Raw genomic sequence first — 14,485 nt, 5'->3', positions numbered from 1 at the left:
CCAGCTTACGGCGTTTACAAGGCAGGAGCAGGCACACCCCCAGACATACCCTCCACCTTTCGTAGCAAAGCGCCGCACACCGCAGATATGTGGCGCTTTTCTTGGGAAGGTAGCGGTCGGGCGCGCATCTTGGGCCGGTGCGCAAGGATAGACCCCTTTTCCTGTCTTTGAGCGTTCGCCTCGGCAGCCCTCCGGCGCGCGAACCGGCAAAGATGGAGTAGTGATACCCTATGGCACAAACGTTCCTTGGCCAGAAACGTCTACGTAAATATTATGGCAAAATCCGCGAAGTGCTGGATATGCCCAACCTGATCGAGGTGCAGAAATCCTCGTATGACCTGTTCCTGAACTCCGGTGATGAACCAACGCCCATGGACGGCGAAGGCATCATGGGTGTGTTCCAGTCGGTCTTTCCCATCAAGGACTTCAACGAGACCTCCGTTCTGGAATACGTCAAGTACGAGCTGGAAAAGCCGAAATACGACGTCGAGGAATGTCAGCAACGCGACATGACCTACAGCGCGCCCCTGAAGGTGACGCTGCGCCTGATCGTGTTCGATGTGGACGAGGACACCGGTGCCAAGTCCGTCAAGGACATCAAGGAACAGGACGTGTTCATGGGCGACATGCCCCTGATGACACCGAACGGGACGTTCATCGTGAACGGGACCGAGCGTGTGATCGTGTCCCAGATGCACCGTTCGCCCGGCGTGTTCTTTGACCACGACAAGGGCAAGACGCATTCCTCGGGCAAGTTGCTGTTTGCCTGCCGCATCATTCCCTATCGCGGCTCGTGGCTGGATTTTGAGTTTGACGCCAAGGACATCGTGTTCGCCCGTATCGACCGTCGGCGCAAGCTGCCGGTGACGACGCTTCTTTATGCGCTTGGTCTTGATCAAGAAGACATCATGGACGCGTATTATGATACCGTCACCTACAAGCTGCAGAAGAACAAAGGCTGGGTGACCCCGTTCTTCCCCGAGCGCGTGCGCGGCACACGTCCCACATATGATCTGGTTGACGCCAAGACCGGCGAAGTGATTGCCGAGGCCGGCAAGAAGGTCACGCCCCGCGCCGTCAAGAAGCTGATCGACGAGGGCAATGTCACCAATCTGCTGGTGCCCTACGAGAACATCGTGGGCAAGTTTGTCGCCAAGGACATCATCAACGAGGAAAACGGCGCGATCTATGTCGAGGCCGGTGATGAACTGACCCTGGAATATGACAAGGACGGCACGCTGATCGGCGGTACGGTCAAGGACCTGGTGGATGCGGGTATCACCGATATCCCCGTGCTGGACATCGACAACGTCAATGTCGGCCCGTACATGCGCAACACCATGGCGAACGACAAGAACATGAACCGCGAAACCGCGCTCATGGACATTTACCGCGTCATGCGCCCGGGCGAGCCGCCCACCGTGGATGCGGCAAGCGCCCTGTTCGACACGCTGTTCTTTGACAGCGAGCGGTACGACCTGTCCGCCGTTGGCCGTGTGAAGATGAACATGCGTCTGGCGCTGGACGCTGAAGACACGCAGCGCACGTTGCGCCGCGAAGACATCGTGGCCTGTATCAAGGCGCTGGTGGAACTGCGCGACGGCAAGGGCGATATCGACGATATCGACCACCTTGGGAACCGTCGTGTGCGGTCCGTTGGTGAGTTGATGGAGAACCAGTACCGCGTCGGTCTGCTGCGCATGGAACGTGCGATCAAGGAGCGGATGTCGTCGGTCGAGATCGACACGGTGATGCCGCAGGACCTGATCAACGCGAAACCTGCCGCTGCCGCTGTGCGCGAATTCTTCGGGTCCTCGCAGCTGTCGCAGTTCATGGACCAGACCAACCCGCTGTCCGAAGTGACGCACAAACGCCGCCTGTCGGCGCTTGGGCCAGGCGGTCTGACCCGTGAGCGTGCCGGTTTCGAGGTGCGCGACGTGCACCCGACCCATTATGGCCGGATGTGCCCGATTGAGACGCCGGAAGGGCCGAACATTGGTCTGATCAACAGCCTCGCGACCTTTGCCCGCGTGAACAAGTACGGCTTTATCGAAACGCCGTATCGCGTGGTCAAGGAAGGCCAGGTGACGGACGAAGTGCATTACATGTCCGCGACCGAAGAAATGCGTCACACCGTGGCGCAGGCCAACGCGTCGCTGGATGTGAATGGCAAGTTCAACAACGAGATGGTCAACACCCGTCAATCCGGCGACTACACGCTGGCGCCTGTGGATCAGGTGGACCTGATCGACGTCAGCCCCAAGCAGTTGGTGTCGGTTGCCGCGTCGTTGATCCCGTTTCTTGAGAATGACGACGCGAACCGCGCCCTGATGGGGTCGAACATGCAACGTCAGGCGGTGCCGCTTCTGCAAGCCGAGGCGCCGCTGGTCGGCACCGGCATCGAAGAGGTTGTGGCGCGCGATTCCGGGGCGGCCATCATGGCCAAACGCGCCGGGATCATCGACCAGGTGGATGCCACCCGGATCGTGATCCGGGCGACCGAGGACCTTGAGTTGGGCGACGCGGGTGTGGACATCTACCGCATGCGCAAGTTCCAGCGGTCGAACCAGAACACCTGTATCAACCAGCGTCCGCTGGTGAAGGTGGGTGACACGGTTCAGAAGGGCGAAGTGATTGCCGACGGGCCAAGCACCGACATGGGTGAGTTGGCCTTGGGCAAGAACGTGGTTGTCGCGTTCATGCCGTGGAACGGCTATAACTACGAGGACTCCATTCTGATTTCCGAGCGTGTGTCGCGCGATGACGTCTTTACCTCGATCCATATCGAGGAATTTGAAGTTGCCGCCCGTGACACCAAGCTGGGGCCGGAAGAGATCACCCGTGACATCCCGAACGTCGGTGAGGAAGCGCTGCGCAACCTCGACGAGGCGGGCATCGTGTATATCGGTGCGGATGTTGAGCCGGGCGATATCCTGGTGGGCAAGATCACCCCCAAGGGCGAAAGCCCGATGACGCCGGAAGAGAAACTGCTGCGCGCCATCTTTGGTGAGAAGGCCAGCGACGTACGCGACACCTCGCTGCGCGTGAAGCCGGGTGACTTTGGCACGGTTGTGGAAGTGCGTGTGTTCAACCGCCACGGTGTGGAGAAAGACGAACGTGCGTTGCAGATCGAGCGTGAGGAAGTCGAGCGTCTGGCCCGTGACCGGGACGACGAGCTGACCATTCTGGACCGCAACATCTATGCCCGTCTGGGCGACATGCTGTTGGGCAAGGAGATTGCCAAGGGGCCGAAAGGCGTCAAGGCAGGGTCCAACGTGGACGCCGATCTGCTGGACGCCTTCCCGCGTTCTGCCTGGTGGCAGATTGCGCTGAAAGACGAGCAATCGGCACAGGTGGTCGAGGCCCTGAACGAGCAATACGAGGCGCAGAAACGTGCCCTGGATGCCCGGTTCGAGGACAAGGTCGAGAAGGTGCGCCGTGGGGACGATCTGCCCCCGGGTGTCATGAAGATGGTCAAGGTGTTCGTGGCGGTGAAGCGCAAGCTGCAGCCGGGCGACAAGATGGCCGGACGTCACGGCAACAAGGGTGTGATTTCGAAAGTGGTGCCGATGGAGGACATGCCGTTCCTTGCCGACGGGACCCCGGTTGATTTCTGTCTGAACCCGCTGGGTGTGCCGAGCCGGATGAACGTCGGTCAGATCCTTGAGACACACATGGGCTGGGCCGCGCGCGGTCTGGGCGTGAATGTCGATGAGGCGCTGCAGGAGTACCGCCGGTCGGGTGACCTGACCCCGGTGCGCGAGGCCATGAGCCTGGCCTATGGCGAGGATGTCTATGACGAGGGCATCGCGGGCATGGAAGAGGATCAGCTTGTCGAGGCTGCGGGCAACGTCACACGCGGTGTGCCGATCGCGACGCCGGTCTTTGACGGTGCGAAAGAGGCCGATGTGAACGACGCGCTGGAGCGTGCCGGGTTCTCGACCTCGGGTCAGTCGGTGCTGTTTGACGGTCGTACGGGGGAGCAGTTCAGCCGTCCCGTGACCGTGGGCATCAAGTACCTGCTGAAGCTGCACCACCTTGTGGACGACAAGATCCACGCCCGTTCGACCGGTCCGTACTCGCTTGTGACCCAGCAGCCGCTGGGTGGTAAGGCGCAGTTCGGTGGTCAGCGCTTTGGCGAGATGGAGGTCTGGGCCCTGGAAGCCTACGGCGCCGCCTACACCCTGCAGGAGATGCTGACCGTGAAGTCGGATGACGTGGCGGGCCGGACCAAGGTCTATGAGAGCATCGTCAAGGGCGAGGACAATTTCGAGGCCGGCGTGCCGGAATCGTTCAACGTTCTGGTCAAGGAGGTCCGCGGATTGGGCCTCAACATGGAACTCCTGGATGCGGAGGAGGACGAGTAGCGGTGCGCCGTAAAGGCACACCCTACGTAGCGTGCGCGTTCATCGCGCACCGCACCTCCCCCGCACCCTCTAATTTGTGAGGAAAAAGAATGAACCAGGAACTGACAAACAACCCGTTCAACCCGCTGACGCCGCCCAAGGTCTTTGACGAGATCAAGGTGTCGCTGGCCTCGCCCGAACGTATCCTCTCGTGGTCGTTTGGCGAGATCAAGAAGCCAGAGACCATCAACTACCGGACGTTCAAGCCCGAGCGTGATGGCCTGTTCTGCGCGCGTATCTTTGGCCCGATCAAGGATTACGAATGCCTGTGCGGCAAATACAAGCGCATGAAGTATCGCGGCGTTGTCTGCGAGAAATGCGGTGTCGAAGTCACACTGCAAAAGGTCCGCCGCGAGCGGATGGGCCACATCGAACTGGCGGCCCCCGTGGCCCACATCTGGTTCCTGAAGTCGCTGCCGTCCCGCATCGGTCTGATGCTGGACATGACGCTGCGTGATCTGGAACGCGTGCTGTATTTCGAGAACTACGTCGTGACCGAGCCGGGTCTGACCGACCTGTCCTATGGCCAGATGCTGTCGGAAGAAGAGTACATGGACGCGCAGGACGCGTTTGGCATGGACGCCTTTACCGCCAATATCGGGGCCGAAGCCATCCGCGAGATGCTGTCCCAGATTGATCTGGAGCAAGAGGCAGAAACCCTGCGCGCCGATCTGAAAGAGGCGACAGGCGAGTTGAAGCCCAAGAAGATCATCAAGCGACTCAAAGTGGTCGAGTCCTTCCTTGAATCCGGCAACCGCCCGGAATGGATGGTTCTGACTGTGATCCCCGTGATCCCGCCGGAACTGCGCCCGTTGGTGCCGCTGGATGGGGGCCGTTTCGCGACCTCCGACCTGAACGACCTGTACCGCCGGGTGATCAACCGGAACAACCGTCTGAAGCGTCTGATCGAGTTGCGCGCGCCTGACATCATCGTGCGGAACGAAAAGCGGATGTTGCAGGAATCGGTCGACGCCTTGTTCGACAACGGCCGTCGTGGCCGCGTGATCACGGGGGCCAACAAGCGCCCGCTGAAATCGCTGTCGGACATGCTGAAAGGCAAGCAGGGTCGCTTCCGTCAGAACCTTCTTGGGAAACGCGTCGACTTCTCGGGCCGTTCGGTGATTGTGACCGGGCCGGAACTGAAGCTGCACCAATGTGGTCTGCCGAAGAAGATGGCCTTGGAGCTGTTCAAGCCGTTCATCTACTCGCGGCTTGAAGCCAAAGGTCTGTCCTCGACCGTCAAGCAAGCCAAGAAGCTGGTGGAAAAGGAACGTCCCGAGGTGTGGGACATTCTGGATGAGGTGATCCGCGAACACCCTGTCATGCTGAACCGTGCGCCGACGCTTCACCGTTTGGGCATTCAGGCGTTTGAGCCCGTTCTGATCGAAGGCAAAGCGATCCAGCTGCACCCGCTGGTCTGTTCGGCCTTCAACGCCGACTTTGACGGTGACCAGATGGCTGTGCACGTGCCGCTTTCGCTGGAAGCCCAGTTGGAAGCGCGTGTGCTGATGATGTCCACGAACAACGTGCTGTCGCCCGCCAACGGCGCGCCGATCATCGTGCCGTCGCAGGACATGATCCTGGGCCTGTACTATGTCACGCTGGAACGCGAGGGCATGAAGGGCGAAGGCATGGTCTTTGGCTCGATCGAGGAAGTGCAGCACGCACTGGATGCGGGTGTTGTGCACCTGCACTCGAAGATCAAGGCGCGTCTGCCCCAGATCAACGCCGAAGGGCTTGAGGTCATGGAGCGGTTCGACACGACGCCCGGTCGTGTGCTGCTGGGTGCGCTTCTGCCGCTGAACAACAAGGCACCGTTTCACCTTGTGAACCGTCTTCTGCGGAAGAAGGAAGTGCAGCAGGTCATCGACACCGTCTACCGCTATTGCGGTCAGAAGGAGAGCGTCATCTTCTGTGACCAGATCATGACCATGGGCTTCCGTCACGCGTTCAAGGCGGGCATTTCGTTCGGCAAGGACGACATGCTGATCCCTGAAACCAAGTGGACCATCGTCGATGAGACGCGCGAGCAGGTGAAGGATTTCGAACAGCAGTACATGGACGGCCTGATCACCCAGGGTGAGAAGTACAACAAGGTTGTCGATGCCTGGTCGAAATGTAACGACAAGGTCACCGATGCCATGATGGGCTCGATCTCGGCGGATCGTCGGGACGAGGCCGGTGCCGAAATGGAGCCGAACTCGGTCTACATGATGGCCCACTCCGGTGCCCGTGGTTCGGTCACGCAGATGAAGCAGTTGGGGGGCATGCGCGGCCTGATGGCGAAGCCGAATGGCGACATCATCGAGACGCCCATCATCTCGAACTTCAAGGAAGGCCTGACCGTTCTTGAATACTTCAACTCGACCCACGGTGCGCGGAAAGGTCTGTCGGACACCGCTCTGAAGACGGCGAACTCGGGCTATCTGACCCGTCGTCTGGTGGACGTGGCGCAGGACTGCATCGTGCGTGATCTGGATTGCGGCACCGAAAACGCCATCACGGCCGAAGCGGCGGTGAATGATGGTGAGGTTGTTGCATCGCTGGCCGAGCGTGTGCTGGGCCGTGTGGCCGCAGATGACGTGCTGAAGCCTGGCACCGACGAAGTGATCCTGGCCGCTGGCACGCTGATCGACGAGCGCATGTCTGACATGATCGAAGAGATGGGTGTGCAATCCATGCGCATCCGTTCGCCCCTGACCTGCGAAAGCGAAGAGGGTGTGTGTACCATGTGCTATGGCCGTGACCTGGCCCGCGGCACCATGGTGAACACGGGCGAGGCTGTCGGCATTATTGCCGCCCAGTCCATCGGTGAGCCGGGCACGCAGCTGACGATGCGGACCTTCCACATCGGCGGTGTTGCGCAAGGTGGTCAACAGTCGTTCCTGGAAGCAAGCCAGGAGGGCAAGATCGTGTTCGAGAACGCCCAGACGCTGGAGAACGCAGCCGGTCAGGTTCTGGTCATGGGCCGGAACATGAAGATGTCGATCATGGACGAGAATGGCGACGAGCGCGCGAGCCACAAGCTGGGCTACGGCACGACATTGTTCGTGACCGATGGTCAGGATGTGAAGCGTGGCGACAAGCTGTTCGAGTGGGACCCGTATACCCTGCCGATCATCGCGGAGAAGGCCGGTACGGCGAAATACGTTGATCTTGTGAGCGGCCTGGCCGTGCGCGACGAGACGGACGACGCCACCGGCATGACCCAGAAGATCGTGATCGACTGGCGCGCGGCCCCCAAGGGCAACGAGCTGAAGCCGGAGATCCTTCTGGTGGGGGCCGATGGCGAGCCGGTCCGCAATGATGCGGGCAACCCGGTGACCTATCCGATGTCCGTGGATGCCGTTCTGTCGGTGGAAGACGGTCAGGAGGTCGCCGCCGGTGACGTTGTGGCCCGCATTCCGCGCGAGGGTGCCAAGACCAAGGACATCACCGGTGGTCTGCCGCGTGTGGCCGAACTGTTCGAGGCCCGTCGTCCCAAGGATCACGCGATCATCGCCGAAATCGATGGGTATGTGCGCTTTGGCAAGGACTATAAGAACAAGCGCCGCATCGCGATTGAGCCCAGCGACGAGACCATGGAAAAGGTCGAGTACATGGTGCCCAAGGGCAAGCACATCCCCGTGGCCGAAGGCGACTTTATCCAGAAGGGTGACTATATCATGGACGGCAACCCAGCCCCCCATGACATCCTTGCCATCATGGGCGTCGAAGCGCTTGCCGACTACATGATCAACGAGGTGCAGGAGGTTTACCGACTGCAGGGCGTGAAGATCAACGACAAGCACATCGAGGTCATCGTGCGTCAGATGCTCCAGAAATGGGAGATCGAGGATTCGGGCGACACCACGCTGCTGAAAGGCGAACACGTGGACAAGCAGGAGTTCGACGCGGCCAACGAGAAGGCGCTGTCCAAGGGTGGGCGTCCGGCGCAGGGTGGTCCGATCCTGCTGGGCATCACCAAGGCGTCGCTGCAGACCCGGTCGTTCATCTCGGCTGCGTCCTTCCAGGAAACGACCCGCGTGCTGACCGAGGCGTCGGTGCAGGGCAAGAAGGACAAGCTGGTGGGTCTGAAGGAGAACGTGATCGTGGGCCGCCTGATCCCTGCGGGGACGGGTGGGGCAACCCAGGCCGTGCGCAAGATCGCGACCGACCGCGACAACGTGGTTATCGAAGCCCGCCGGGAAGAGGCCGAAGCCGCCGCTGCCCTGGCGGCGCCGAGCGCCGACGACGTGGTGGGTGGCGACGTGTTCGACACGGTCATCGACCACTCGGAAGACAGCCGCGACTGATCCCTGTTCCCAGGTATTGAGACTGGAAACCCCCGCCCGAAAAGGGTGGGGGTTTTTTTGATGCGGAAGACATTTGCGCCTGATTGACTAAGCCAGCAGGTCAGCGATTGCCGCCTGGAATGACGCGTAATCTGATCATGTATGGCGACGTTTTGGGAATGTGTCGCACTGCAAGTATATGCACATAAAGACAAATCCAGGTGTCGCCGGAATTGCCAACGCGACTGTGTGTTCAAATCAGTCAGGTATTGCTTGAATTCGGCAACCTGTAATTGAATTCACCATTTCTGATTTGATTGCTTGCGAGCAATACCCTACGGCAGGGAATTGTTGGGAATATTCGTCAGATTGTTATGAGTACGGATTATTGGGATGCTCTGGAGGAGAACCTCGCAGAACGTGTTGTGGCTGAGCAGGTTTTGGCAAGAACCGCCGTTGTCCGCGCATGCCGGGACCATCCGCTGGCGCCCGTGCAACACCTGACCCTTGCACTGTCCTCGATAGCGGCGGTCCTTGAAGGGGAATGGCTTTCGGGGTCCCTTTCCGAACAAACACAGCTGCTGGACGTCTATCGCACGATGGTCGCCTTGTCCGCGGATATCGCGCTTTTGGACTTGGGCAGACTAGATCAAAAGACATGCAGCGACCTGCTGATCCACTGGGGCAAGACCGAGGATGCGTTTTTTGTCGTTGGCGGCGCGTGAAGCACGGAACCGCGCGCGATCAACACGGGATAGTCGAACCTGTTAAAGTCGCAACAGCCATAGCTGACCTTCATTGGATAGGTTGCAAATTGGCAAGAAGCGGACATTGCGGAAATCGGACTCACTTGCTCTGATGTCTGCTTTATAGTGGTATCCGCCTGACATGGAAAACCAACAAAAACTCTACGTGCCAGAGACCTGGACCCAACCCGAATGCGAACTGATGGTTCAACTCTGTCGATATCATGCACAGGTTCTATATTCGGCCAGGAACGGATTTGACTTCGAGAAGCGTTTTGCCGAGGTGAAGCTCCCGCCAGATGGCGTCGTGCCCAACGGAGCGATGCTTCTAGATGGTCACCTTCGCGCATACCAATCGGCCAGCGGTACACTCATAACTTGTGGCTTCGCAGTCCAATCCGAAGTGCATTCAGATGAGTGTAAGCTATTGACTTCAAGCGCACAGTTCGAACTCAGCAAGGAGCCCAATTTGCCGCTAACCAACTTTTCTCACCTGGGACAGGCATTTTTGGCGGTATTCAGAGTTTATCGTCAAAACGGACGGCTCGGGCACCCTGCAACCCTCAAACGTATCTTAGAGTTGTTCCTAGCGGCTGGCTTTACTGAGAAACGCCTTGGCTATCTTGAGTGGTCAACTAAAGCCCTTGATTTGGCATATCCACGCCGAATGACCGACTGGCCAATACCGCGAGACGGGCTTTTGTGGATCACAGACACGTTCGACGCTTACATTGATGAAGCGAAAGAGAATTGGTCTCGTGCGTAAGTTGACATTCGTTGCGCTGCAGAAAGACGGAACTTTGGGCTCTCCCGCCACCTTCGCCGCGGGATGGACGAATGGCGGCTCTAAGATGACTGTCCTTCGCTGCGTCGGGCATCAACTGGTTAGGTGCGGACGAAGCGCTCTTTCGCTGAGAAATTGCGAATGTCGGCTACGATTTTCCTAGTCGTAAACGTGCTCCTTCAGACGGCGTAGGGAAAGTGTCACTTCGCTGTAAAGTACCAAAGAGGTCGTGCGCGCAGTAAAGACCTCGAAGCAGGCGGGCCCTGCGTGCGTTTCTCGATTTAATCCGTGCAATACGCGGACAAGATTGTGGAGCCTCGGTTTTTTGCTCGATGCTTAGCAAAACGGCAGGTTCATTGACTTTTTCCAGTCAGAAAGATATCTTTTTCACGGGTGGGCCGGTTCATTCTCACCGATCCGGAGTGCCAGACATCAACCTCGATATGTTGCGTGAGATTGATCCTGCCGAAATTGTTGCCAGCCTGAGAGAAAGCCTCTTGGTGCTGACCGACGACCTCGTCGTCGAATACGCAAATGATCGCTTTCTCAAAACGTTTGAGGTCAACCGCGACGAGACGGTAGGTGTGCGGCTTGACGCGCTTGGCAATGGGCAATGGGATATCCCGTCCCTGACACGCGAGCTTGACCGGATGGTCGAGGATGCCAACACAGTTGAAGACGTAGAGATCGACCATCACTTCGAGCATATTGGTCGCCGGGTGATGCGTCTGAACGCGCGCAAGACCGTGCGCCCCGGAAACGGATCGCGGCGTATTCTCCTTGCCATCGAAGACGTAACGGCTGAAGCAGATGCGGCGGCAAAACTGGAACGGGAGCGCCTTCTTTCGACAGGTATCGTGGAGACGATCAGGGAGCCCTTGCTTGTCCTCGATGAACAACTCTCGATCATCAGTGCCAACCGGGCCTTCTACCGGTCGTTTCAGGTAAATGAGCAAGAGACGGTGGGTAGAAGCATCGACAAGCTTGGCAATGGTCAATGGTCCATCCCCACGCTTCTTGATCTGCTGACCAACGTGGTTCCGCAGAACAATGTGGTCGAAGATTTCGAAGTGCAGCACGGTTTTCTGGAAATCGGTGAGAGGACCATGCTGCTCAACGCCCGCAAGGTGTATCGTGAAGGAAACGCGACGCACATGCTTCTCCTGGCGATACAGGATATCACCGAGAGACGGCGGCTGGAGGCAGAACGCGAGGCTGCACTTGAACAGGCGGGTCGCCTGCTGGAGGAGCTCAACCACCGCGTCATGAACAGCTTGACGATGATTGGCAGCATCATCTCGATGGAGGCCCGCAATCTCAGCGATGATGAATGCAAGGCAGCTTTTGCGCGGATGCGCGCGCGCGTGGACGCGGTGGGAAGCCTTTACAAGACGCTGTCGAGAGCGGGTTCTGTCGATACAGTTGGAACGCGCGATTATCTGTCTGCGCTGACCGAAGATCTGATCGCATCGTCAGGTCGGGCGAAGGGCTTGACTATCAGCCTCGACATCGCTGACCTGCCTCTCTCGACGCGGGTTGCCGTTCCTCTGGGACTTGTAGTGAACGAGTTGATCACCAACAGCCTGAAATATGCATATAACGGTCGGTCGGAAGGAGTATTGTCCGTCATCCTCCGGAACGAACCTGAAAAAATGACCCTCGAAATCGCGGATGACGGCCCTGGTATTGATCCTGACGCGCGGGTAGACTCCGGCCTCGGACAAAAACTGATTGATGCCTTTGCGACCCAACTCGGCGGCACAGTCGCGGTTGAGAGTGATCAAACAGGGACGCGACACACGCTGATGATGCCGGTCTGATCCGACGTCAGCAGATACAGCATCTGCTTTTTTACAAGTGGCTCACGCTTCAAAGGCGGCCATTCGATCGCATCGCAGCATTGGTGAGTCTGGGCTCTTCGCGGCCATCGGATACGGCGCGGCATCAGTGGACGATCTGGCTGGTTTGGCGCTGCAGACGGCCCATACCGGACTCTCAGCGCGATCGCCAGATGCTGCAGTAGCAGCCCACTTACCTGCCATTCGCCGCGAGTGCGAAATCTGCAGATGATCGAACTCAACCATCGCGGGACAAGGCGACCTTTCGCTGCATTGTCACCAATGCCGGCATCGTCCGGCGCACTCCCAGTTCGGTGTGCGCCGGACCGACTGTTACTCGTCCCGAACGATGGCGCTGTAGTCACCGCGTATTTGCAGGGTGACGGTCACGGCTTCGTCGTCGCGGTTGCGCCAGAACCAGCCGTGATCCCCTGCAAAGGGCGTTTCGAAACTGCCGTCGCCTTCGGTCTTCCCGCGCCCTTTTTCATACGTCACATTCTCGCCGCCCGCATGGGCGTGAAGGTCGAAGTTGATCCGCCCCCCTTCCGACGTCCATGAATAGAAAAGCGTCGCGCCTTCCTCCATCGTGGCTTTGATTTCGGTGAACTCACCGGGTTCCAGCGTGAACGCAATCGTGTCCTGCCATGCCTCTTGCGCGTGGGCCGCCGACACGAACAACCCAAGGAGGTCGTTCATCAGTGACGAAGACGTATCACCGCCATGCAGTTCGGCATCGGCTTCCGCCTCTGCCTTCAGCTGCTGCTTGATCTCGCCCATTTCGGTCAGGCCCAGAAGCGCGCCGACACCCGTCGGGTCTTGGCCCAGTTCGGCAGGCATGTAGACAGCGACGCCAATAAAGACGGCGCCGATGCCCGCAATGAAGGACGACCGACGAAGCTGTGCCTTGGTGGGCAGGTCTTCGAGCTTAGGTTTTGTTGCATTGTGCATGTTCTTGTTCCTTATGTGCTGGCCAAGTACCCTGCAACCTGAACATAGGTCAGCATGATACCGAGAACGACCATGATCCAGTTGGCGTAGGTGGCTTGGGTCATGAAATTCGGGCTGCGCCGCCAGTATCCCATGACGATCAGAATGACGAAGAGCGCCAGAAGCTGGCCGACTTCGACCCCGACGTTGAAAGCAAGAAGGTTGGCCAAGAGGCCGTCTTCCGAGATTTCATATTCTAGGATTTTGGTGGCCAAACCCTTGCCGTGGAACAGGCCAAAGATCAGCGTTGCCCACTTCGTGTTTGGTTGGAATCCTAGCCACTTTTGGAACAGGCCAAGGTTATCGACAGCCTTGTAGACGACCGACAAGCCGATGATCGCATCGATGATATGGGCGTTGATGCCCCAACCGAACCACACGCCCAGAAGCATCGTGATCGAATGCCCGATGGCGAAAAGACTGACGTAAATCGCCACGTCCTTCATGTGATAAAGGAAGAACACGACGCCCAGGAGGAACAGGATATGATCATATCCCGTGATCATGTGCTTGGCACCAAGGTATATGAAGGGGATGATATGCACGCCCCAAATCTCTTGGATATAGCCTGCATCACCCGGAGTGACGTCATGGGCAAGGGCTGTGCTTGATGTGACGGCAAGCAAGGATAGAACGAGAGGCGCGAGACGCATAGGCATACGCGAGGCGCCCTCAATGAGGGTCTTCATGGTTAAACTCCGCTTGTATTGAGAATGATCGGTTCTGTGCAGCGTAAGCCGCGCCGATCACCCTCGCGGAGGCCGGTCTATTCGAAACTGCCGGGAGGGGCCGTCGCTGGACGCGATCCGCAACCACGTCTTGCCGAACTTGGAAGATGGCACTGATCCTCGGTTGATCGTCAGAAAGGCCTGATTGTGGTCGTGATCCGAAACCTCGTGGCTGTGCCCGTGCATCGCCCAGTAGAGGTCCTCTTCGAACCCATGTGAATGCCCGTGATCCGCCACCATCTCCAAATGGTCCTGAATGGTCTCAAACACGTTCGGCGCATGAGCAAAAGACGGCGCGACAGACCAGACAACCAATGCTAAACAAGTCAGCACAGCAAATAGTCGTCTGACAATGTCGTTCGCGTGGTCCATGAGTTCACTGCCCGTCGCGCTCCAAACCGCTTTTGGCGTGAAAGTACAAGCAGATGCGCCGCTGAACAAGTCGTTGCATGTCGACGGCGAATTGTTGCTACGACATCACCAAGAGCGGACACTCGATCATCTTGCAGCATTCAGCACTATGGGCTCTACCGCCACCTTCGCCGCGGGATGGACGAATGGCGGCTCTAAGATGACTGTCCTTCGTTGCGTCGGGCATCAACTGGTTAGGTGCGGACAAACCCGACCTACGGATTTGGCGATTGAACGTCCGCTCATTGCTAAAACCTGTCTCTGGCACGCCTCTGAACACGCTTCAGGCAGTTAGTCTATTTTCATCGAAT

9 protein-coding genes are annotated in these 14,485 nt (G+C 58.4%); 6 read left to right on the top strand and 3 right to left on the bottom strand.

The window, feature by feature from the left end; genetic code table 11:
* The first annotated feature begins 230 nt into the window (after positions 1-230).
* From rpoB to Q0844_RS20740, 5 genes are all read left to right on the top strand, one after another.
* Positions 231-4,367 (top strand): DNA-directed RNA polymerase subunit beta, encoded by a 4,137-nt coding sequence (gene rpoB / locus Q0844_RS20760; protein ID WP_299049180.1) that lies wholly within the window; start codon positions 231-233, stop codon positions 4,365-4,367.
* 89 nt (positions 4,368-4,456) lie between these two features.
* Entirely contained in the window at positions 4,457-8,701 is a 4,245-nt protein-coding gene (gene rpoC, locus Q0844_RS20755; protein ID WP_299049177.1) for a DNA-directed RNA polymerase subunit beta', read from the top strand.
* 296 nt (positions 8,702-8,997) lie between these two features.
* Complete coding sequence (locus Q0844_RS20750) at positions 8,998-9,405, top strand: hypothetical protein (protein ID WP_299049176.1); 408 nt, start codon at positions 8,998-9,000, stop codon at positions 9,403-9,405.
* Between the two features lie 163 nt (positions 9,406-9,568).
* Complete coding sequence (locus tag Q0844_RS20745; protein ID WP_299049173.1) at positions 9,569-10,192, top strand: hypothetical protein; 624 nt, start codon at positions 9,569-9,571, stop codon at positions 10,190-10,192.
* A 440-nt stretch (positions 10,193-10,632) separates the two neighbouring features.
* Positions 10,633-12,030: a histidine kinase dimerization/phosphoacceptor domain -containing protein gene (locus tag Q0844_RS20740; RefSeq protein WP_299049170.1), complete on the top strand. Its 1,398-nt coding sequence runs from the start codon at positions 10,633-10,635 to the stop codon at positions 12,028-12,030.
* 351 nt (positions 12,031-12,381) lie between these two features.
* Here the strand turns inward: Q0844_RS20740 and Q0844_RS20735 are convergent, their stop codons facing one another.
* The 3 genes from Q0844_RS20735 to Q0844_RS20725 are packed head-to-tail and all read right to left on the bottom strand — an operon-like array spanning position 12,382 to position 14,033.
* Positions 12,382-12,996, bottom strand: coding sequence for a transmembrane anchor protein (locus Q0844_RS20735; RefSeq protein WP_299049167.1), 615 nt, complete (start codon positions 12,994-12,996; stop codon positions 12,382-12,384).
* Positions 12,997-13,007: 11 nt separating this feature from the next.
* Complete coding sequence (locus tag Q0844_RS20730) at positions 13,008-13,724, bottom strand: HupE/UreJ family protein (protein ID WP_299049164.1); 717 nt, start codon at positions 13,722-13,724, stop codon at positions 13,008-13,010.
* A 57-nt stretch (positions 13,725-13,781) separates the two neighbouring features.
* Complete coding sequence (locus tag Q0844_RS20725) at positions 13,782-14,033, bottom strand: hypothetical protein (RefSeq protein ID WP_299049161.1); 252 nt, start codon at positions 14,031-14,033, stop codon at positions 13,782-13,784.
* A 100-nt stretch (positions 14,034-14,133) separates the two neighbouring features.
* Here Q0844_RS20725 and Q0844_RS20720 point away from each other — a divergent pair, with 100 nt between their 5' ends.
* On the top strand, positions 14,134-14,469 hold the full coding sequence (locus tag Q0844_RS20720) for a hypothetical protein (RefSeq protein ID WP_299049160.1): 336 nt from the start codon (positions 14,134-14,136) through the stop codon (positions 14,467-14,469).
* Positions 14,470-14,485 lie beyond the last annotated feature (16 nt).

Source organism: uncultured Tateyamaria sp., from assembly GCF_947503465.1.
Lineage (GTDB): Bacteria > Pseudomonadota > Alphaproteobacteria > Rhodobacterales > Rhodobacteraceae > Tateyamaria.
The sequence above is the reverse complement of the archived record's forward strand: the minus strand, read 5'-3'. Positions and strand labels throughout refer to the sequence as shown.